This window comes from Sphingomonas sinipercae, from assembly GCF_011302055.1.
In the GTDB taxonomy this organism is placed as follows: domain Bacteria; phylum Pseudomonadota; class Alphaproteobacteria; order Sphingomonadales; family Sphingomonadaceae; genus Sphingomicrobium; species Sphingomicrobium sinipercae.
In genome coordinates this window covers 496,315-516,621 of record NZ_CP049871.1, presented here as the reverse complement: position 1 = coordinate 516,621, position 20,307 = coordinate 496,315, and the positions used below count along the sequence as shown (strand labels likewise).

The following is a 20,307-nucleotide window of genomic DNA, read 5'->3' as shown; positions in this document are numbered from 1 at the left end:
CAGGCCTTCGGCTTGCGCCCGTGACGCGCGGACCGTTACTCGCCAGCTTATCGCCCCTGCTCCTTGGCCAGCCGCTCATCGAGCCGCTTGTCGATGTCGAGGGCGTAAGCCCGGCAAGCGTTCGCATTCACCAATGGCATCCGGCCGCCAAGCCGATCGATCATCTTGCTTGCCGAGGGATGCGGCGTGAGCAGGATCTCGCACGGGATGTCGGCCAGCTTGGCGAGCCCGTTGCGGTAGGCCTGCACGTAGGCGGCATGATCGCTGAAGCGATAGCGATCGCTGCTGATCGGCGACAGGCTGTCGGCATAAACGATCTGCCGGCATTCGCCGGCTTCGCAGGATGTCCAGCTCCAGCTCAACGCTCCAGGGGTATGGCCGGGCGTGGCAAAGGGCCGCAGGACCAAGTCGCCGATACGCACGGTGTCGCCCTCGTTGATGATTCGATCGACGCGCGCAATTCGGAAGGGGGCGTGCATCCCGGCCTGCGGGTCGTCGGCCCCCGGCACTCCGCTAGCGAGCGCCTTGGCGGCCGCTGGTGAAGCGAGCAATTGCGCGCCGGTGAGCTGCTGCAGCCGCGCGATGCCGCCGACATGATCGAAATGTTCATGGCTGTGCAGCAGGTATTTGACGTCCTCCAGTCGGAAGCCCAGCGCCCGGATATTGGCCGCGATCAACTCGGCGCCATTGTCGGTGCCGCCATCGATCAGGAAATGGCCGTCCGGACTGGTCACCAGGATCGCCGAAATGCCGCAGGTGCCGACGAGGTAGCTATTGCCGTGGATCCGCACCGGCGGAGCGGGCTTGTCCCAATCGTCCAAATCCTTGCAGGTCGCGGCGAACGCCTTGCCCGACACCGCGAGCGGGGCCGGCAAGCGGTCAAGCTGCGGCGGTGTGGATTGTAGTGGGACGGTGACCGCGCACCCGGCCAGAAGCAGTGCGGGAATCGTGCGCCAGATCCTAGCGGACATAGCTTGCTCCGTTGACGTCGATGTTCGCGCCGGTGGCGGAAGCCGGCGCTTCGGTCGCGAGCCAGCGGATCGTCTCGGCGATTTCGTCGGTGCTCGCGACGCGCCCGAGCGGGATTTCGGCCAGGATTTTCTCTCCGCCGCGGCCCGCGAGATAGTCAGCGGTCATCTCCGACACGGTGAAGCCGGGCGAAACCGCGAAGGCGAGTATGCCTTCGCCGGCATAAGCGCGGGCGATCGACTTGGTCATCGCGATCATCGCGCCCTTTGACGCCGCATAATGCCAATGGTCCGGGCTGTCCCCGCGCGACGCGGCGCGGCTGGCGACATTGACGATCCGCCCACCCTGCCCGCGCGCACGAAATTGATTGACCGCCAGTCGGCACAGGTCGGCCGACCCATGCAGGTTGATCCGCATCGTCCGGGCCCACGCCGCTTGCCATTCGTCGTCGCTGCTGTCCGCCGACACCGCTTCGTAGATGCCGGCATTGTTGACCAGGACGTCGATCCGGCCATTCAGGCGATCGAGCGCCGCTTCCCAGATGCCACGCGGTGCGGCGGGATCGGCAAGGTCGCCTGCCACCAGGTCGCCGCCGCCGCGGGTCGAATGGCCGACGACCGCATGGCCGCGCGCCTTGAGCAATTCTAAAGCGGCGGCGCCGATTCCCCGGCTGGCGCCGGTGACAAGGATGTTCATGCAATCGTCACTAGCCGCGCGGGCGCGGCCGGTGAAGCGTCAGGCGGCGATTCCGGCCACGAACTCCTTAGTCGTCGACTTGAAGTCGGCGATTTGCTCGACGAAGCGGCCGAAGCCCTTTTCGACCTCGTCGATGTCGGTGGCGACGTTTTCGGTGTCGCTTCGGATCGCTGCAATGGTCGAGCTCATCGAGTCGGCGGCGAGGGCCGTTTCATCGACCGCAGCGGTGATCATCGTCACGGTTTGCGCCTGCAGCTCCATCGCCTGGCGAATCCGGTCCGCGGAGGTCTGCACCTCGTGCACCGTTCCCTGGATGGAGCCGTTGGCTTCAACCGTCTGGCGGGTCGCTTGCTGGATGGCGGTAATCTTGGCGGTGATGTCGTCGGTGGCGCGCGCGGTCTGCGACGCAAGGCTCTTCACCTCTTGCGCAACCACCGCGAAGCCACGACCGGCGTCCCCGGCACGCGCCGCTTCGATGGTCGCATTGAGCGCCAGCAGGTTGGTCTGGCCGGCGATGTCGCGGATCAGGCTGAGGATCGATTCGATCGCTTCGACGTGCCCGGACAGCATCTGGCTGACCTTGACCGCTTCGCTCGCCTGGTCGCCGGCGCGGACGGCAACGTCGGCGGCAACCTCGACCTCAGAGCGCGCATCCTCGATGGCGCGGATCAGGCCGGCGGCGGTTTGCGCGGCTTCGCGCATGGCGACGGCAGACTGTTCGGCCGCGGCGGCGACTTCGCTGGTCTTGCCGAGCATTCCGCGCGCCGAGCTTGCAGTGGCGCGGGTGCGTTCCGTCAGCACGCGCGACTGGTCGGTGCTGCCGCGCACGAGGTCGCCGACGCGGCGTTCGAACTGTTCGCTCTGGCGGCCGCGCGCATCGGCGGCGGCATTGGCCTCAAGCAACGAGATCTGCGCCAGGATGATGTCCTCGCTATAGGTCATCAGCCGGTAAAAGGTGTCGATCGCCCGAATTCGATCCTCGGTCCGGTCGCTGAACCGCTCTTCAAGGCCAGGGATCACCTGCCGGATCATCTCGGCGCGGGTGGCGATGAATTCAGGCACGCTGGCGCGGGAGCTGAACATCAGCCGGCCCTGCTTGGCGACGGTCTGCACCCAGGCCGCATCGACCGGGCGCGTGAAATAGGTGCGGGCGACGTCCGCGCCCTTGTCGCCGAAGTGATCGCGGCAGGCGTTCTCAATCATCTCGCCCGCTTCGGACCACAGCCAGCCGAGCGAATACTGGAACCGGCCGCCATCGGCGTAGGCGGCCAGCCGCGCTTCGACCTGCTCGCTCGTCATCCGCTGCAGATGGCTGGTGTCGCTGCTCATTCCGTCACTCCGCTCGAAAACGCTTGAAGGGCAATGCGCCCGGCTGAGCCGTTCCTTGCGCCGGCAATGGTTAAAGCGGGGTTAGGGCGCGAGCCGGCGACCTTGCGCGGTTCAGGTGCGCGCCGTAAGCGGTTCGCGGCGCCGTCAACGCCAATTTGGAACCGCCAAAAGAAAGCATTTTCGCCTATGCCAGCCGTTCGCGAACGACCACTTTCGCCGCACCTGACAATCTGGCGCTGGGGCCCGCACATGCTGGTGTCGATCCTGCACCGGGTGACCGGCGGCGCGCTGACCATCGCCGGGCTGGCGGCGTTGACCTGGTGGCTGCTGTCGGCCGCCAAGGGCGGGACGGCCTATGAGGATTTCAGCAAGGCCGCATCGCACTGGGCCGGGCTGGTCGTCCTGATCGGGCTGACCTGGGCATTCTTCCAGCACCTGTTTTCCGGCATTCGTCACCTTCTGATGGATACCGGCATGAACTTTGAGCTGAAGTCCAACAAGACCGGCGCGGTCGCGACCATCGTCGCCTCGCTAATCTGCACCGCCGCGGTCTGGGTCTTCGCCTTGGGAGTCGTGAAATGAGCATCGGCAAAAGTTCGACCGACCTCGGCAAGGTTCGCGGCCTCGGATCGGCGCGCGAAGGCGGCGAGCATTGGCTTAGCGAGCGGGTTTCAAGCGTCGCGCTGCTGCTGCTTGGCGTCTGGTTCATCGCCTCGCTCCTGATGCTTCCAAGCCTCGACCAACGGACAGTGGCGGAATGGCTGCGCGCGCCGAGCGCGGCCGTGCCCATGGCGCTCTTCGTCATCACCGCGTTCTGGCATGGCCTCGACGGGCTGAAAGTCGCCGTCGACGATTACGTCCACGACGAAGGCAACCGCTTCGCGGTCAGCACCGTCCTGCTGTTCGCCACGGTCGCGGGCGCGGCACTGTGCCTGTTCGCCCTTGGCAAGATCGCTTTCGGAGCTGCTGCGTGAGCGCTTACAAGATCATCGACCACACCTATGACGTCGTCGTCGTGGGCGCCGGCGGCGCCGGCCTTCGCGCGACCATGGGGTCCGCGGAAAAAGGCCTGAAGACCGCCTGCATCACCAAGGTCTTCCCGACCCGCAGCCACACGGTCGCGGCGCAGGGCGGAATCGCTGCCAGCCTCGGCAACATGGGCCCGGACCATTGGACCTGGCACATGTACGATACGGTCAAGGGCTCCGACTGGCTCGGCGACCAGGATGCGATCGAATATCTAACTCGCGAAGCGCCCGCCGCGGTGGTCGAGCTTGAGCATATGGGGATGCCGTTCAGCCGCACGGCGGAAGGCGAAATCTACCAGCGCGCGTTCGGCGGGATGACGCAGAACATGGGCGAAGGCCCGGCCGCGCAGCGCACCTGCGCCGCCGCCGACCGCACCGGCCACGCGATGCTTCACACTTTGTACCAACAGAGCCTGAAGTATGAGAGCGACTTCTTCATCGAGTATTTCGCGCTCGACCTGATCATGGAGAATGGCGAGTGCCGCGGGGTCATCGCCCTGTCGATGGACGACGGCTCCATTCACCGCTTCCGCGCGCAGGCGGTGGTGCTTGCAACCGGCGGCTACGGGCGTGCCTATTTCTCGGCGACGTCAGCGCACACCAGCACCGGCGACGGCAATGCGATGGTGCTTCGCGCCGGCCTGCCGCTGCAGGATATGGAATTCGTCCAGTTCCACCCGACCGGAGTCTACGGCGTCGGCGTTCTGATCACCGAGGGCGCGCGCGGCGAAGGCGGCTATTTGACCAATAGCGAGGGCGAGCGCTTCATGGAGCGCTACGCACCGAGCGCGAAGGACCTTGCCAGCCGCGACGTCGTCTCACGCTCGATGGCGATGGAAATCCGCGAAGGCCGCGGCGTCGGCGAGCACAAGGATCATATCTTCCTTCACCTCGACCACATCGACCCGAAGATCTTGGCGGAACGCCTGCCCGGGATTACCGAGACGGCGATGACCTTCGCTGGCGTCGACCTTACCCGCCAGCCGATCCCGGTAACCCCGACCGTCCATTACAACATGGGCGGCATCCCGACGAACTATCACGGCGAAGTCGTCACCATCCGCGACGGCAACCCGGATTCGATCGTGCCTGGCCTGTTCGCGGTCGGCGAAGCGGCGTGCGTGTCCGTCCACGGCGCCAACCGGCTTGGCTCCAACAGCCTGATCGACCTCGTCGTCTTCGGCCGCGCGACGGGCCACCGGCTCGGCGAAACCCTGAAGCCGGGCGCGCAGCAACAGCCGCTGCCAAAGGACAGCGCCGAGCTGTCCCTCGCCCGCCTCGACCACTTCCGCCATGCCGAGGGCGGATCGCCGACGGCGCAAATCCGCGAAGAGATGCAGCGTACGATGCAGGCCGATTGCGCGGTGTTCCGCACCGAGCGCTCGCTGGCCGAAGGCGTGCAGAAGATCGACGCGGTCTACCAGCGGATGAAGGACATCCACGTCACCGACCGCAGCCTGATCTGGAACAGCGACCTGGTCGAAACCCTGGAGCTCGACAATCTGATCAGCCAGGCCGTCGTCACCATGCATTGCGCCGCCAACCGCAAGGAAAGCCGCGGCGCCCACATGCATGAGGACTATCCCAAGCGCGACGACGCCAAGTGGATGAAGCATACCGCCGCCTGGTTCGAGGGCTGGGGCGGCAAGGGAGGCGCGGTCAAGATCGATTATCGCCCGGTCCACGAATATACGCTCACCGACGACATCGACTACATCAAGCCGAAGGCGCGGGTTTACTAACCGCCGATTTCAGCGAAACATCACTTGGCGCTCATGGCGCTCACCGCCGCTCGCGCTATCCCGCATCTGCAAGACCAAGCGCGGAGGACGACGATGTTCAGGACTGAAGGCGGCGAGCGGAGCCCGGCGATCAAGCTGCTGTTCGCGATCCTGGTCGGAGTCGCGCTGGCAATCCCGATCTTCGTCGTCTGGGCCCTGGTCTACGACCGCCAGTCGCAATCGCAGCAGGCGACCGCATCGATCACCGAGGGCTGGGGTGGACCGCAGGCGTTTGCCGGGCCGACGCTGGTCATTCCCTATCGCACCACCGCGCGCGAGACGGTGGTGCAGAACGGGCAGAGCGTCACCCGTTCGACCGAAGTCGTGCGCGAGCTGACGCTGGCGCCCGAAGCGGTCGAGCTGACCACCGACATCCGGCCCGAATTGCGCAAGCGATCAATCTACCAGGCGGTCGTTTATGATGCGAAGGCGTCGGGTCGGGCCCGCTTTGCACTGCCGGCAGACCTCGCCCAAAGCGGTGTCGATCTTGCCAAAGCCAACCTTGGCGCGGCCGAGCTTCGCTTTGCGCTTAGCGACCCCCGCGGGCTCGGCGCCAATCCGCGCGTCATCGCAGATGGCCGGCCGCTTCGGCTTCAGCCGGGCGGTGGTAGCGGCGCCGCCGCCGGCCGCGGCTTCTTCGCCTGGATTGACGCCGCATCGCTCTCCTCCAAGCCGATCGTCGTCGATTTCCAATTCGACTTCCGCGGCAATGCCGCACTCAGCCTCGCGCCCCAAGCGGGCGACACGCGCTGGACGGTACGGTCGAGCTGGCCGCACCCAAGCTTCGCCGGCGATTTCCTTCCCGTCGGCCGGACAATCGGTTCCGACGGCTTTCAGGCGACCTACCGGGTCGGCAATCTGGCGCTTGGCCGTTCGCTGGTCAGCACCAGCGACATCGGCACTCCGTCGCTGGTCGAGCGGATCGCGCCGCCCAGCCCGATAGCTGCCCGAGCCACGACCAACGCCACCGACGCAGGTTCGGTCCAGACCGCTCAGATCAGCCTGATCCAGCCGGTCGACCTTTATTCGCAAGTCGATCGGGCGACCAAATACGGCTTCCTGTTCGTCGCCTTCACCTTCCTGGCGCTGCTGATGTTCGACATCATCGGCGGGGTGCGGGTCTCGTCGGTCGAATATCTGCTGATGGGCGCGGCGCTGGTGCTGTTCTTCGTGCTGTTGCTGGCCCTGGCCGAAGTGATCGGCTTCACCCCCGCTTACATATTGGCGGCGGCCGCGATCGCGGGCCTCAACACGGCTTATTCTGCGGCGGTCCTCGGCAGCTGGCGGCGCGCGTGGTTCATCGGCGGACTGCTGGTTGCGCTTTATGCTGTGTTGTACATCCTGCTCAGCCTCGAAGCCTTCTCGCTGCTGATCGGATCGTTGCTGCTCTTCGCAGCTCTGGCCGGGGTGATGTATGCGACGCGGCGCATCGATTGGGGGGCAAGTCGCGCGATTGCGGAGTGAGCGCTTGGGGTTCCGGGCGGCGGACGCTAAGAGCCGCCCGATGTCCGACGCAGTACCCCCCAAACGCATCTTCCCGACTTCCCGCGTTGACGCGCAAGCGGCAAGCCATGTCCCGTCCAGCCCGCAGACCGAAAGCCGGGCCTACAAGCTCGCCTTCCAGGATCTCGACTTCCTGCTGCGCGAGGATTTGCGGCCGGTCCGCTTCCAGCTCGAGCTGCTGAAGCCGGAGCTGATGCTGAACGAGGCGAACATCGCCTCCACGTTCGTCTTTTACGGCTCGGCGCGCATTCCCGAGCCCGCGGCGGCGGACGCGCTCATTGAAGCAGCGACCGACGAAACCCAGAAACGCGTCGCCGAGCGGCTCAAGGCCAAGGCGCATTATTACGAAGTCGCGCGGGAGCTTGCGCGTCTCGCCAGCCGCTGCGCGGTCGATGAGGACGGCTCGCGCCACTTCGTCGTCTGCTCCGGCGGCGGTCCCTCGATCATGGAGGCGGCGAACCGCGGCGCGGTCGAAGAAGGCAGGGAGACCATCGGCCTCAACATCGTGCTTCCGCACGAGCAATTGCCCAACACCTTCGTCACCCCGGACCTGAGCTTCCAGTTCCACTATTTCGCGCTTCGCAAGATGCACTTCCTGCTGCGCGCCCGTGCGGTGGCGGTGTTCCCGGGCGGGTTCGGCACCTTCGACGAGATGTTCGAGCTGCTGACGCTGATCCAAACCGGCAAGGTTCGGCCGTTGCCGATCCTGCTGTTCGGGCGTGAATTCTGGAACCGGGTGGTGGATTTCGAGGCGCTTGCCGACGAAGGCGTGATTTCACGCCAGGACCTGGACCTGCTGCACTGGACGGAGAGCGCCGAGGAAGCTTGGGCGTTCGTCCAGAAATATTACGAAGAAGACCCCTGCCCCGAGCGGCAGCAAGGTGCGCCGTCCGAGTGAACGAAAGCCGCTAGCGGCCTAGTTCTTCTTGGTCGGGTCGGCTTCGCCGCCGCCCTTCACGTCTTTCTTGCCAGCGTCGATCACCGGCTCGGCTTCCGCCTTCTGGGCGCCGTCGTTGGTGCCGGAGCCCGCCTTAGCCTGCGCATCTGTCGCGCCCGGCGCGGTGCCCGGATCGGGAGCCGCGGCTTCGGCCGGAGCCGCCGGCAGCGGCTTGGGCGAATCGCTGCGCGAATTGAGGAAAGCGATGACGTTCGCGCGGTCTTCAGGGTTGCTGAGCCCGGCGAAGGTCATCTTGGTGCCCGGCGCAAATGCCTTCGGGCTCTTGAGCCACGCGCTCATCGTGTCCCAGTCCCAAGTGCCGCCCTTGCTTGCGAGCGCGTCCGAGAACGCGAAGCCGTGGCCCTTGCCAACCGGCTCACCCAACACGCCCCAAAGGTTCGGGCCGAGCGCGTTGGCGCCGCCCTTGTCGGCATTGTGACAAGCGGTGCATTTCTTGAACACCTGCTCGCCCTTCGCAGCGTCGGCGCTGGCGAGGTAGAAAGCGATCGGCTTTTCGGCTTCGGTGTCTTCGCCGTCCTCGACTACGCCCGCAATCGGAAAGCCCATGTTTTCCGGCCGCTCCGAATGGAAGAGCTCGGCGGCGACGATCGACCCGCCCAAGGCGACGATCCCGGCAAATAAGGTCCAGCCAGCGATGGTGTTGAAGCGATCGTCCATGAGGTTCCTGCTCGTTCGAGCCAAGTGTGGAAAGTCGGCGACCCTTTACGGGTGACTCCGGCCTACTTCAAGCGGCAGCGGCAAGCGACGCGCGCTTCGCCATAAGCGCGCCCGCGGCCTTGCGGTAAAGCGTCGGCAGGCCGGCGCCGCCGAGGTCGGCAATCGGATGCCACCAGCCCTCGCCCTCGGGCTCGGCTTTCGCGACGACGCTCAACCGAAGCTCGAAATGCGTGAAGACATGGGTCACCTGCGTCATTGCATTGGCGGGCGCGTCTGGACCGCTCCAGTCGTCGCCAGGAAGCGCCGCCATCCCGCCGAGAAGTCCCTTGGCCGGCCGCCGCACCAGCCACACCGCGGCGTCGCGCTCGATCCAGTGAGCGACCCCGAACCGAAGCGGGCGCGGCTGCTTCGGCTTACGCTGGGGGAAGGACTCTGGCGAGCCGCTGGCGAAGGCCGCGCAACCTTCGCTCAGCGGGCATTGCGCGCAAAGCGGCGCGCGCGGGCGGCAAATCGTCGCGCCAAGGTCCATCATCGCCTGCACGAAATCGCCGCAGCGGCCGGGCGGCGCCATTTCAGCGAAGCGGGCGCGGATAGGTGCGCGTTCCGTCGTTGGCAGGCCGTGCACCCGGGCGATCACTCGCTCGACGTTGGCATCGACCGGCGACGTGTCGCGCCCGAACGCGATCGCGGCGATTGCGGCGGCGGTATATTCGCCGATCCCGGGAAGCGTCCGCAGGCCCGGTTCGTCGGTCGGGAACCGGCCGCGGGTCGCCACTTCGCGAGCGCAGGCGATGAGGTTGCGGGCCCTGGCGTAATAGCCCAGCCCCGCCCATTCGCCGAGCACTTCCGCCTCCGGCGCTTGCGCGAGCGCGCCCACCGTCGGCCAGCGGCTGACGAACCGTTCGAACCGCGGCGCCACCGCGGCGACGGTCGTCTGCTGCAGCATGACCTCGCTCAGCCAGACGCGATAGGGATCGGGCGGCGCTTCGCCGGGCGGCGAACGCCAGGGCAAATGCCTGAAGTTATCCACATAATGTTGGAGTAGCCGTCGTCCGGCATTGGCAGCCATGTTTGGGCTATGGCATGCTCCGGCGCGATGGCGAAGGCCCCGCAAAAAGCTGGAACTCCCGAACGTGCGCGTGGCGGACGTGCGCGCTCCGCGGGGGAGCTGATCGGCGAGATCGGCGGGGTCGCGTTCAAGCGCTTCGGCTTCGTGCAATCGTCGATCGTCAGCCGCTGGAGCGAGATCGTCGGCGAACGCTACGCCAGGGTCTCCTCGCCCGAATCGATCCGCTTCCCGGCCGGCAAGAAATCGGCCGGCGTCCTCACCCTGCTCGTCCAGGGCGCCCATGCGCCGCTGATGCAGCATCTTGCACCGACGATCATCGAACGGGTCAATCGCTTCTTCGGCTATTCGGCCGTTTGCCGGGTCGCATTCCGGCAAGGATCGCCGGCTCCGGCGGCGGCCCGGCCGACGCGCCCCCAGCTCCGTCCGGTGCCCAAGGAAATCGGCGAAGGCCTGCGTGAAATCGCGGATTCGGAGCTTCGCGCCTGCCTGGAATCGCTTGCAGGCCGGATTGCTGCCAGTAATGGCCCTCCCGAGATCGAGGCGAGCGAGCCCGATCCCATCCCATTCAGCGGAGTTCAGGCGAAATGAAGCGCATTTCCATCCTTCTCATCGGCGCTGCGGCGCTAAGCCTGGCCGGCTGCAACGACGACAAGGCCGGCGGCAATGCCGCCACCGGCAGCGCCCAGTCGGGCCCGGTCGAGAAAGTTGCGCGCCCGGCCGACGGCGATTGGAGCCAGGCGGTCGCCGCGACGCACGAAGGCGGCTTCGTCATGGGCAACCCGGATGCCAAGGTGAAGCTGGTCGAATTCGGCTCGATGACCTGCCCGCACTGCCGCGACTTCGATGAAAACGGCGTACCGAAGCTCATCGATACTTATGTGAAGACCGGGCAGGTCAGCTTCGAATTTCGCAATTACGTGCGCGATCCGTACGACATCGCCGCCGCGCTCATTGCCCGTTGCAACGGCGCCAAGAGCTTCTTCCCGCTGACGCGCGGCCTCTACAAGGACCAGGAAGATTGGTTCATGAAGCTGCAGAAGATGCCGGCCGACCAGCAGCAGGCGCTGCAGACGCTGCCGCCTGAAAAGCAGTTTGCGGCGATTGCCGATGCTGCGGGCTTCCCGGCCTGGGCGGCGATGCGCGGCGTTCCGAGCGCCAAGAGCAGCCAGTGCCTGGCCGACCAGAATGCGATCAACAAGCTGGTCCAAATGAACAGCGATGCGACCCAGCAATATAATGTGCCCGGCACGCCCGCCTTCGTCATCAACGGCGAGCTGGTCCCGGACGCGGCCGCCTGGAACACGCTCAAGCCCGCCATCGACAAGGCCCTGCAGTGAGGTTTGCCATCGCCTCGGCGCTGGCGCTCGCGGTAATCGCCGCCCCAGCGCCGGCCGCCACGCAGGTGAAGGACTGGACCAAAACCGTCGCGCTTTCGCTGGACGACGGGTTCGTCGTCGGCAACCCGGCGGCGCCGGTCAAGCTGGTCGAATATGGGTCGCTGACCTGTCCGCATTGCGCGCACTTCAGCCAGGACTCCTCGGCTCCGCTGATGACTTACGTCCGGTCGGGCAAGGTCGCCTATGAGTTTCGCAATTACGTGCTCAACGATATCGACCTAGCCGCGACCCGGCTGGCGCATTGTGCGGGGACGAGGGCCTTCTTTCCCTTTGTTGAAAAGCTGTACGAGTCGCAGCCAACCTGGGTTGCCAAGATCGTCGGCCTGCCGGTCGCAGAGCAACAGCGCATCAATGGGCTGAGCGAAACCGGTCGGCTGGTTGCGCTCGCCCGGGCCGGCGATTTGCTGAAGGCGGCGGCCGCCCACGGAGTCACGGCCGTCAAGGCGAGGCAATGCCTGTCCGACCCGAAGCTCGGCGCTCGCCTGACCGCTCTTCACGACGCGGGGTCGGCCGCTGGGGTCCAGGGCACGCCGACGTTCTTCCTCAACGGCCAGCAATTGCCGGTGAACGCCTGGCCCGATGTCGATGCCGCGATCCGGCAGGCCATGGGCGAACGGGGCTAGGGCGTGTCGCGGGGTCGGCAGCGGTGAAGATCCGGCGGCTGAAACTCAGCGGCTTCAAAAGCTTCGTCGAGCCGTCCGAGCTCAGGATCGAACCCGGCCTGACCGGCGTCGTCGGACCCAATGGGTGCGGCAAGTCCAACCTGTTGGAAGCCATCCGCTGGGTGATGGGCGAAGGCAGCCCGAAGTCGCTTCGCGGCGGCGGCATGGAAGACGTCATCTTCGCCGGCACCGCCCAGCGGCCGCCGCGCGACTTCGCCGAAGTCTCGATCCTGCTCGACCAGGAGGATGGCGAAAGCGAAGTCACCCGCCGGATCGAGCGCGGCGCGGGTTCCGCTTACCGCGTCGATGGCAAGGATGTCCGCGCCAAGGACGTGGCGCTTTTGTTCGCCGACGCGGCGACCGGGGCGCACTCGCCGGCGCTGGTCAGCCAGGGGCGGATCGGCGCGGTCATCGCGGCCAAGCCGACCGAGCGCCGGTTGATGCTGGAAGAAGCGGCGGGGATTTCGGGGCTTCACGCGCGGCGCAAGGACGCCGAGCAGAAATTGCGCGCGGCCGAAGCGAATCTGGCGCGGCTAGCCGAATTGCTCAGCGACCAGGAAAACCGTGCCTCGACCCTGCGGCGGCAGGCGCGCGCCGCAGAGCGGTATCGCCAACTGACCGAGAAGATACGGGCCGTCGAGGCGCGCCTGATCCATGCCCGCTGGGTCGAGGCCGAGCGGGAAGCACGAAAGGCGCGCGAAGAAGCGGCGGCGGCCCAAGCCGAGGTCGACCGCCTTCTGCAGCATGTCGAGCGCGCGCGCGGCGAGCAGCGCGAAGCCGAGGCGGCGCTTGCCAAGTTGCGCGAGGCGACCGCCGAAGCGCGGTCGCGCGGCAGCGAGATCGCCCACCAGCTGGCGACGGCGCGGGCGCGGCGCGATACCGTTACTCGCCGCCTGGCCGAGCTGGAGCGCCTGCACGGCACGACCCAGGCCGAGATCGAACGCGAGCAAGCGCTGCAGGCCGATGCCGCCAAGGCAATCGGGCAACTGGAAGCCGAGAGGTCGGCGATCGAGGCTCGCCTGGCCGACAGCGAGGCGAATTCGGCTCGCCTGGCGACGGACCTTTCAGCGCTTGAGGCCAAGTCGCGCGAAGCGGAGGTGGCGCTCGCCGACATGATGGCTCGCCAGGCGGCGATGCGCGCCGAGCGGCGGGTTGCGGAGGCTGCGCTGGAAGCAGCGCGCGCCCAGCTCGGCCGGATCGAGGCGGAGCGTGCGAAGCTGACCGACCAGCGTCGCGCCGGCGACTTGCGCGGGCAGCATGAAGCCGCCCGCGAAGAAGGCCGCGAACGGGCAAGCGCGGCGGAAAGCGCACGAGCGGATGCCGAAGCTCGGGTGGCTGCCGCGGAGGAAGGTCGCACCGCGGCGGTGGAAGCGCGCGATGTGGCGGAGAGCGCATTGGCCTCGGCCCGCGCGGCGCAATCCGCGGCCAGCGCCGAGCACAAGGCTCTGAGCAGCGCAGTCCAGGGAAGCGGCAATTCGCTGCTCTCAGCCCTGTCGGTCGATCCCGGTTTCGAGCAGGCGCTTGCAGCAGCGCTCGGCGACGACGCCGATGCCGCGCTGGGCAATGAAGGTTCGCGCCGATGGGCGGGGAGCGAGCCGCAGGCGGATGACCCGCCGCTCGCTGACGGGCTTGAGCGGCTGGTCGACCACGTTCGCGCCCCGGCGCAGCTGATCCGCCGGTTACGCCAGGTCGGGATCGCGGATGCCGATACCGGCCAGCGGTTGGCGGTCGGGCAAAGGCTGGTCACTCGCGACGGAATGATGCGGCGCTGGGACGGATTCGTTTCGGCCAGTAGCGGCGCGGCGAACGCCGAGCGGTTGGTCCGGGTCAACCGCCTGGCCGAAATCTCGCGGCAGTTGCCGGCGCTGGAAGCAGCGGTCGGCGCGGCGGAAGCGGCGCGTAACGCCGCCGGGGCGGAGATTGCTCGGATCCGGGCCGAGGGCGACAGCGCGCGCGCCGCGGCGGCCACCGCCGAACGGGAACTCCGCGACGCGCAGCGCGCGGCCGACGCAGCAGATGCGGCAATCGAGCGGATTGCCGCCCAGCAAAGCGCGATCGAACAAAGGATCGAGGAACTGGCGCCGGTCGCGAAGGCCGCCGCCGACGCGGTTGCCGGTGCGGAAGGGAATTTGGTCGCGCTGCCGGATCCGGACGAGCTGGAAGCCACGGTGGGCAATTTGCGCGCGCTTGCGGCGGAGGCTGGAGCCGCGGTGGCCGACAAGCGGGCCGAAGCCGCCACGCGCGCGCGCGAAACCGCGGCGGCGCGGGAACGGCATTCAGCGGCGGGACGCGAAGACGCCGAATGGCGCCGGCGACAGAAGGATGCGGAGAAGAGGGTCGCGGAAAGCGCCGAACGGCTGGAGCGCTATCGCCTGGAACGCGTCGAGCTGGAAGCCGAACCGGCGGTGCTGGAAAGCCGGATCGCCGAGCTGGAGCATGAAGCCTCCGGCAGCGAGGCGGCGCTGTCGGCGGCGCTCAGTGCCGAACGCGAGGCCGAGCGGCTGGTGAGCGAAAAGGCGAGCGCGGTCGCCAGCGGGACCGAAGCCTCGGCGTCGGCGCGGGAGCAGCGAGCCGGGGCCGAAGCGCGGGCCGAAGCGCAGAACGCCCGCCGTACCGAATATGCGCGGATTGCCCTGGAGCGCTTCGAATGCGTCCCGCAGCGGCTTCCGGAAAAGCTGGGCTTCGACGCCGACGAGGTCGCCGACCCCGACGTCCAGTCAACGACTCTGGAGCGGCTGACCGCCGATCGCGAGCGGATCGGCCCGGTCAACCTGGTGGCCGAGCAGGAACTGGCGGAAATCGAGGCCGACCGCACCAAGGGCGCCGAGGAGGCCGAGGAACTGACGCAGGCGATCCATCGCTTGCGCGGGTCGATCGGCAGCCTCAACCGCGAGGGGCGCGTGCGGCTCCTCGACGCATTCGAGAAAGTGAACACGCATTTCCAAAGCCTGTTCACCACCTTGTTCGAAGGCGGGCAGGCCCACCTTGAGCTGGTCGAGAGCGACGATCCGCTGGAAGCCGGGCTGGAGATCATGGCGCAACCGCCCGGCAAGCGCCTGTCGACCCTGACCCTGCTGTCGGGCGGCGAGCAGGCTTTGACCGCAGTGGCGCTGATCTTCGGCCTGTTCCTGACCAACCCGGCGCCGATCTGCGTGCTCGACGAAGTCGATGCGCCGCTCGACGATGCCAACGTCGAGCGCTTTTGCGACCTGCTGGAACGGATGACCCGCGAAACCGACACCCGCTATCTGATCGTCACGCACAATGCAGTGACGATGAGCAGGATGCACCGCCTCTACGGGGTGACGATGATCGAGAAAGGCATCAGTCGCCTGGTGTCGGTCGACCTTGGCGGAGCGGAGACCTTGCTCGCAGCAGAGTAAGCTCGCTATTGCGAATAGATATCAATAGCGATAGTGCTGTCCCCGACTTGAAGGGGACCATCAATGATTCTTCGTGGCTGCTCGTTCGCGGCGATCCTGCTCGCCAGCGCCTCGCCGGTTTGGGCGGCGGCGGAAACGGCTGACGCGAGCGCGGACGCGGTCGACCAGCCGGAGATCGTCGTTACCGGCCAGCGTTCCGAATATGGGGCGCGCTCGACCTCCACCGCGACCAAGACGGTTACCGAGGTCCGCAACATCCCGCAGGCGCTGACCACGATTACCGAGGCGCAAATCGAGGACCAGCAGCTGCGCTCGGTCGCCGACCTGCTTTATTTCGTCCCCGGCGCGACACCAGGGACGGGCGAGGGCAACCGCGACCAGATGACCCTGCGCGGCAACAACAGCACCGCCGATTTCTTCGTCGACGGCGTGCGCGACGACGTCCAATATTTCCGCGACTTCTATAACGTCGGCCGGGTCGAGGTCCTGCGCGGATCGAACGCGATGATTTTCGGCCGCGGCGGCGGCGGCGGAGTCGTCAATCGCGTGACCAAGCGCTCCAGCCTCAACCCCTATCGGCAGTTCATCGGATCGACCGGAAGCGACGGGGGCGCTCGTTTCACCGGCGACGTCGACCAGCCGCTGGGCGCAGGCCTGGGTCTGCGGGTCAACGGCTTGTACGAGGACGGCAACAGCTTCCGCCGCCACGTCGACCTGCAGCGCTACGGCATCAATCCGACGCTTGCCTATGTGCCGGGCTCCAGCATCCGGATCGATGTCGGATTCGAATATCTGCACGACCGGCGCACCGCCGACCGCGGCGTCCCGGCGCGCGATGGCGAACCGCTGCGCGGCTTCGACCGCACTTTCTTCGGCGACCCCGACAAGAGTTTCTCAAAGGCCGACGTCAGCCTGGCGACAGCGACGCTGGAGCATCAGTTCATGCCCGAACTGACGCTGCGCAGCCGGGCCCGGTTCGGCGACTACGACAAGTTCTACCAGAACATTTACCCGTCGAAGCTGGAAGGCTCGACCGTCACCCTGGGCGCGTACAATAGCGAGAACAGTCGCCGGAACCTGTTCAACCAGACCGACCTTGTCTGGACCGGCCGGGTGGGCGGCGTCGACCAGACGCTGCTGTTCGGGTTTGAGGTCGGCAAGCAGACGTCGCGCAATCACCGGATGAGCGGCACCATAACGGGTGGCAACACGACCGACCTCGCGGCCGCCACGGTCGACCGGGATGTCCTCTTCGCCTCGACCGCCAGCGACGCCGACAACCGCACCCGGGCGACGGTCGGCGCGCTTTACGTCCAGGACCAGATCCGACCGGCCGACTGGCTGGAAATCGTCGCCGGCCTTCGCTTCGACAGCTTCAAGCTTCACGTCGACGACCTTCGCGACGGCGGCGCCGAGTTCGACCGCCGCGATACCCTATGGTCGCCGCGCCTTGGCGTCGTGCTCAAGCCGTCGCAGCGCCTTTCGCTCTACGGCAGTTACAGCCGCTCCTTCCTGCCGCAATCGGGCGACCAGTTCAGCGGCCTGAGCCCGGTCACCGACTCGCTCAAGCCGGAGAAGTTCGACAACGTCGAAGCTGGCGCCAAGTGGGAGCCGGTCGAAGGCCTGCTGGCGACCGCCGCCGTCTACCAGCTTGACCGCACCAACACCCGCGCCACCGACCCGCTGACCCAGTTGACGGTGCTTACCGGCGCGCAGCGCACGCGCGGGATCGAACTGGGGTTGGAGCGGAGCATCAGCAACCGCTGGCAAATCTCGGCCGGCTATGCGCTGCAGAAAGCGGAGATCACCAGGACGACGGCGTCGGCGCCGGAGGGGCGCGAAGTCCCGCTGGTCCCCCGCCACACCTTTTCGCTGTGGAGCCGCTACGACGCCAATAAGCAGCTTGGCTTCGGCCTAGGCCTCGTCGCCCGGTCGAAGTCCTATGCGTCGATCAGCAACGACGTCACCCTGCCCGGTTATGCGCGTGTCGATGCCGCGCTGTTCTACAAGGTTGCGCGCGGCATCGAAGCGCAGCTCAACCTCGAGAACGCCTTCAACGCCGATTACTTCCCGACCGCGCACAACGACAACAATATCGCGCCCGGCGCGCCGCGCTCGCTGAAGGCGACGCTTCGCTACGGCTTCTGAGGCGGGTCAGACGGCGAGTGTCTCGGCCCGCTTCCAGATCTCGCGCATCTCCGTGACGAAGCGGGCGCGCTCCTCCTCGCGGCGCTCGGGCTCCGGCATCCGCAACAGCGCGCTGGGGTGCATCGTCACCCAGCATTCCGAACCGTCGGGGAGCGCCATCGGGCTGCCGCGCACCTTGCCGATCGTCACCGCCTTGCCAAACAGCGAACGCGCGGCCGTGGCGCCGAGCGCGACGGTAATCGGCGGTCGGATCAGCGTGCGCTCCTGGTCGATCCACCACCGGCAGGCTTCGATTTCGCCACTGTCCGGTTTGCTGTGGATGCGCCGCTTGCCGCGCCGTTCGAACTTGAAATGCTTGACCGCGTTGGTGACGTAGGTCTGGGCGCGGTCGACGCCCGCTTCCTCCAGCATCTGGTCCAGCAATTGCCCGGCGGGGCCGACGAACGGCCGCCCGGCAAGGTCCTCCTGGTCCCCCGGTTGCTCGCCGACGAACATCAATTTGGGGTCAAGCGGCCCTTCGCCGAACACGGTCTGCGTCCCGCATTTGAAAAGTTCGCATCGGGTGCAGCCCCACGCTTCCTTGAACAGGGCTTCCCAGGCGGCACGAATGTTGCTGCCGCGCTCGATCCCGCGCTCCGCTTGCAGCGCATTATCGAACCCTAGCTTCGCCGCCGATCGGTCGATCATCTCCAGCTCCCGTGCACGCGCGCCTGCGATCAGCGGTTGAACGAGCGACGTTTCCGGCATGTTGCGCCAATATTTCTTGGGCATTTCCTTCAGCATCGCGCCCACCTTCAGCCGCGCGGGGTTGAAGATCGATGCGTAATAGGTGCCCCACATGGCTTCCAGCGGATCGCCGGCGGGCGCCTCGGCGCGCGTCGCCCCCGGCCCTTCGGTCAGCACGTCGCCGTCCCAATGCACGGACAGTTCCGGCGTCAGGATCGACCAGCGCATGTTGGCGAAACGGTTGACGAAGAAGCGAGCACCGCGGCGGACGATGTGATGGTCGGGTTCGAAGAAAGCGACGAACCGTGTGTCGCCGCCCGGCTCGTCCAGCTCACGGAAGCGCACGAACGCATGCATCTTGTGAAGGTCGCGGCGGACTTCCTTGGCGAGCAGTTCGATACGGCGCACCAGCGGGTCGGCGGAATTGGAAACGGCCGCCCGATTGCCGCGCAATTCCCACAGCAAGGCATAAAGCAACGCGAACCGTTCAGGGTCCGAATGGCAAATCGCGTCCCTGGCAAGCGAAACGAATGAGCGGGGCACGGCGAAGCTCGGTGCAGTAAGGGCCGGCGCGTCGCTTCCGAACAAGTCGGCTTCCTTGCCTTCAACCTGCCAGACGACTGCGTCGGGCGGCACACCAGCTTCGGCCAGGTCGCGCGCCGAATCGCGCCAGCCTTCGAAATCGTCCGGCGCCGTCAGCGTCACCCGGCGAACGTCGGTCATCGCCATGGTCAGGCGGCGAATAGCTCGAGCTGCTGCCGCTTCGGCGCGATCAGCGCGCGCAGGTCGGCGCGGTCGGTCAGCAAGGTCGGCCGCCAGTCGATGGTGACGATGAACGGACGAACCTTGGCGACCGACACCGTCAGCCGCGCGACGTCTTCAAGGCGTAGGCTACGGACTCGGCGCGACGCCAGGATCCGGTCGATCGCCTTGGTCCCAAGCCCGGGCACGCGCAGCAACATGTCCCGCGGAGCGCGGTTGACGTCGACGGGAAAACTTTCCCGAAACTTGAGCGCCCAGGCGAGCTTCGGATCGATGTCGAGCGGAAGCATTCCATCCGCCCCGGCCGCGGCCATCACTTCCTTCGGCTTGAAGCCGTAGAAACGCATCAGCCAGTCGGACTGATAAAGCCGGTGCTCGCGCATCAATGGCGGCCGTTGCAGCGGCAGCACCGCGCTTGCGTCCGGGATGGGGGAGAAGGCCGAGTAATAGACCCGGCGAAGTTTGAACCGGTCGTAAAGGGTAGATGACCGCGCCACGATATCGCAGTCGTTGGCCGCGTCGGCGCCGACGATCATCTGCGTCGATTGCCCTGCCGGTGCGAACCTGGGTGCCGACTTGAATCGCTTCCGCGCGTCCTTCGTCTCGACGATCGACGCCTTCACGTCGGCCATTGCGCCTTCGATCCGGCCGCCGTCTTTCTCCGGCGCCAGTCGCTTCAACCCGGCGTCGGTCGGCAATTCGACGTTGATCGAAACCCGGTCGGCATGGACGCCCGCCAGGCGCACCAATTCCGGATCGGCGTCGGGAATGGTCTTGAGGTGGATGTAGCCGCGAAAGTCGTGGTCTTCCCGCAGCGACCGGGCCACCTCCACGATCTGTTCCATCGTATAGTTGGACGAGCGGATGATGCCCGACGAGAGGAACAGGCCTTCGATGTAATTGCGCTTATAGAAAGCGAGCGTCAGCCGGACGACTTCCTCGGCCGTGAACCGCGCCCGCCGCACGTTCGAGCTCTTGCGGTTGATGCAATAATGGCAGTCGAAAATGCAGCTGTTGGTCAGCAATATCTTCAGCAGCGAAATGCAACGGCCGTCCGGGGCGTAGGCGTGGCAGATGCCCATGCCCTCGGTCGAACCGACGCCTTTTCCGCCCCGGCTGTCGCGCTTGGACGTTCCCGACGAGGCGCAGGAGGCATCGTATTTCGCCGCGTCGGCAAGGATCGCGAGCTTTGCCTGGAGGTCGAGCTGGGCCACATGTTCTAGATATGTTCTCCGCTTT

17 protein-coding genes are annotated in these 20,307 nt (G+C 66.6%); 10 read left to right on the top strand and 7 right to left on the bottom strand.

Features of this window, described 5'->3' with window-relative positions:
- Positions 1-47: 47 nt before the first annotated feature.
- The 3 genes from bla to G7078_RS02680 are packed head-to-tail and all read right to left on the bottom strand — an operon-like array spanning position 48 to position 2,994.
- Positions 48-971, bottom strand: a complete 924-nt coding sequence (gene bla / locus G7078_RS02690) for a subclass B3 metallo-beta-lactamase (protein WP_166092728.1) — start codon at positions 969-971, stop codon at positions 48-50.
- Complete coding sequence (locus G7078_RS02685) at positions 961-1,665, bottom strand: SDR family NAD(P)-dependent oxidoreductase (RefSeq protein ID WP_166092726.1); 705 nt, start codon at positions 1,663-1,665, stop codon at positions 961-963. Before G7078_RS02685 ends, bla begins: the two co-directional genes overlap by 11 nt.
- A 39-nt stretch (positions 1,666-1,704) precedes the next feature.
- Entirely contained in the window at positions 1,705-2,994 is a 1,290-nt protein-coding gene (locus G7078_RS02680) for a methyl-accepting chemotaxis protein (protein ID WP_166092724.1), read from the bottom strand.
- Between the two features lie 186 nt (positions 2,995-3,180).
- Here G7078_RS02680 and sdhC point away from each other — a divergent pair, with 186 nt between their 5' ends.
- The 5 genes from sdhC to G7078_RS02655 all read left to right on the top strand — a co-directional run bounded on the left by sdhC (position 3,181) and on the right by G7078_RS02655 (position 8,204).
- Positions 3,181-3,576, top strand: coding sequence for a succinate dehydrogenase, cytochrome b556 subunit (sdhC, locus tag G7078_RS02675; protein ID WP_166092722.1), 396 nt, complete (start codon positions 3,181-3,183; stop codon positions 3,574-3,576).
- Positions 3,573-3,968, top strand: coding sequence for a succinate dehydrogenase, hydrophobic membrane anchor protein (gene sdhD, locus G7078_RS02670; protein ID WP_246166440.1), 396 nt, complete (start codon positions 3,573-3,575; stop codon positions 3,966-3,968). The genes sdhC and sdhD overlap by 4 nt, the downstream gene beginning before the upstream one ends.
- Positions 3,965-5,764, top strand: coding sequence for a succinate dehydrogenase flavoprotein subunit (sdhA, locus tag G7078_RS02665; RefSeq protein ID WP_166092720.1), 1,800 nt, complete (start codon positions 3,965-3,967; stop codon positions 5,762-5,764). The genes sdhD and sdhA overlap by 4 nt, the downstream gene beginning before the upstream one ends.
- Positions 5,765-5,857: 93 nt before the next feature.
- Positions 5,858-7,267 (top strand): cell envelope integrity protein CreD, encoded by a 1,410-nt coding sequence (gene creD, locus G7078_RS02660; protein ID WP_166092718.1) that lies wholly within the window; start codon positions 5,858-5,860, stop codon positions 7,265-7,267.
- Between the two features lie 40 nt (positions 7,268-7,307).
- Positions 7,308-8,204, top strand: coding sequence for an LOG family protein (locus G7078_RS02655; RefSeq protein ID WP_166092715.1), 897 nt, complete (start codon positions 7,308-7,310; stop codon positions 8,202-8,204).
- 18 nt (positions 8,205-8,222) lie between these two features.
- Here G7078_RS02655 and G7078_RS02650 read toward each other — a convergent pair whose 3' ends face one another.
- Positions 8,223-8,921 carry a c-type cytochrome gene (locus tag G7078_RS02650; protein ID WP_166092713.1) on the bottom strand — a complete coding sequence of 233 codons (699 nt, stop codon included), beginning with the start codon at positions 8,919-8,921 and terminating at the stop codon, positions 8,223-8,225.
- Between the two features lie 67 nt (positions 8,922-8,988).
- Complete coding sequence (locus G7078_RS02645; RefSeq protein ID WP_166092711.1) at positions 8,989-9,990, bottom strand: A/G-specific adenine glycosylase; 1,002 nt, start codon at positions 9,988-9,990, stop codon at positions 8,989-8,991.
- Positions 9,991-10,017: 27 nt separating this feature from the next.
- Between G7078_RS02645 and G7078_RS02640 the strand changes: the two genes are divergently transcribed.
- The 5 genes from G7078_RS02640 to G7078_RS02620 all read left to right on the top strand — a co-directional run bounded on the left by G7078_RS02640 (position 10,018) and on the right by G7078_RS02620 (position 17,580).
- Complete coding sequence (locus tag G7078_RS02640; protein WP_206367467.1) at positions 10,018-10,578, top strand: DUF721 domain-containing protein; 561 nt, start codon at positions 10,018-10,020, stop codon at positions 10,576-10,578.
- Positions 10,575-11,327 carry a thioredoxin domain-containing protein gene (locus G7078_RS02635; protein WP_166092707.1) on the top strand — a complete coding sequence of 251 codons (753 nt, stop codon included), beginning with the start codon at positions 10,575-10,577 and terminating at the stop codon, positions 11,325-11,327. Before G7078_RS02640 ends, G7078_RS02635 begins: the two co-directional genes overlap by 4 nt.
- Complete coding sequence (locus G7078_RS02630; RefSeq protein ID WP_166092705.1) at positions 11,324-12,010, top strand: thioredoxin domain-containing protein; 687 nt, start codon at positions 11,324-11,326, stop codon at positions 12,008-12,010. The genes G7078_RS02635 and G7078_RS02630 overlap by 4 nt, the downstream gene beginning before the upstream one ends.
- 23 nt (positions 12,011-12,033) lie before the next feature.
- Entirely contained in the window at positions 12,034-15,432 is a 3,399-nt protein-coding gene (smc, locus tag G7078_RS02625; protein WP_166092702.1) for a chromosome segregation protein SMC, read from the top strand.
- Between the two features lie 63 nt (positions 15,433-15,495).
- Positions 15,496-17,580: a TonB-dependent receptor gene (locus tag G7078_RS02620; protein ID WP_166092700.1), complete on the top strand. Its 2,085-nt coding sequence runs from the start codon at positions 15,496-15,498 to the stop codon at positions 17,578-17,580.
- A 6-nt stretch (positions 17,581-17,586) separates the two neighbouring features.
- Here G7078_RS02620 and G7078_RS02615 read toward each other — a convergent pair whose 3' ends face one another.
- On the bottom strand, positions 17,587-19,035 hold the full coding sequence (locus tag G7078_RS02615) for a UdgX family uracil-DNA binding protein (RefSeq protein WP_246166438.1): 1,449 nt from the start codon (positions 19,033-19,035) through the stop codon (positions 17,587-17,589).
- A gap of 2 nt (positions 19,036-19,037) precedes the next feature.
- The gene (locus G7078_RS02610) at positions 19,038-20,282 is read right to left on the bottom strand and encodes a putative DNA modification/repair radical SAM protein (protein WP_166092698.1); all 1,245 of its coding nucleotides are present in this window, start codon (positions 20,280-20,282) and stop codon (positions 19,038-19,040) included.
- Positions 20,283-20,307: the final 25 nt, after the last annotated feature.

Coding starts and splice junctions, on each gene's coding strand:
- G7078_RS02620 (WP_166092700.1), top strand. CDS start 15,496: ATGATTCTTCGTGGCTGCTCGTTCGCGGCGATCCTGCTCGCCAGCGCC.
- G7078_RS02650 (WP_166092713.1), bottom strand. CDS start 8,921: ATGGACGATCGCTTCAACACCATCGCTGGCTGGACCTTATTTGCCGGG.
- G7078_RS02680 (WP_166092724.1), bottom strand. CDS start 2,994: ATGAGCAGCGACACCAGCCATCTGCAGCGGATGACGAGCGAGCAGGTC.
- G7078_RS02685 (WP_166092726.1), bottom strand. CDS start 1,665: ATGAACATCCTTGTCACCGGCGCCAGCCGGGGAATCGGCGCCGCCGCT.
- G7078_RS02635 (WP_166092707.1), top strand. CDS start 10,575: ATGAAGCGCATTTCCATCCTTCTCATCGGCGCTGCGGCGCTAAGCCTG.
- sdhD (WP_246166440.1), top strand. CDS start 3,573: ATGAGCATCGGCAAAAGTTCGACCGACCTCGGCAAGGTTCGCGGCCTC.
- creD (WP_166092718.1), top strand. CDS start 5,858: ATGTTCAGGACTGAAGGCGGCGAGCGGAGCCCGGCGATCAAGCTGCTG.
- G7078_RS02645 (WP_166092711.1), bottom strand. CDS start 9,990: ATGGCTGCCAATGCCGGACGACGGCTACTCCAACATTATGTGGATAAC.
- sdhC (WP_166092722.1), top strand. CDS start 3,181: ATGCCAGCCGTTCGCGAACGACCACTTTCGCCGCACCTGACAATCTGG.
- G7078_RS02655 (WP_166092715.1), top strand. CDS start 7,308: ATGTCCGACGCAGTACCCCCCAAACGCATCTTCCCGACTTCCCGCGTT.
- G7078_RS02615 (WP_246166438.1), bottom strand. CDS start 19,035: ATGGCGATGACCGACGTTCGCCGGGTGACGCTGACGGCGCCGGACGAT.
- G7078_RS02640 (WP_206367467.1), top strand. CDS start 10,018: ATGGCGAAGGCCCCGCAAAAAGCTGGAACTCCCGAACGTGCGCGTGGC.
- bla (WP_166092728.1), bottom strand. CDS start 971: ATGTCCGCTAGGATCTGGCGCACGATTCCCGCACTGCTTCTGGCCGGG.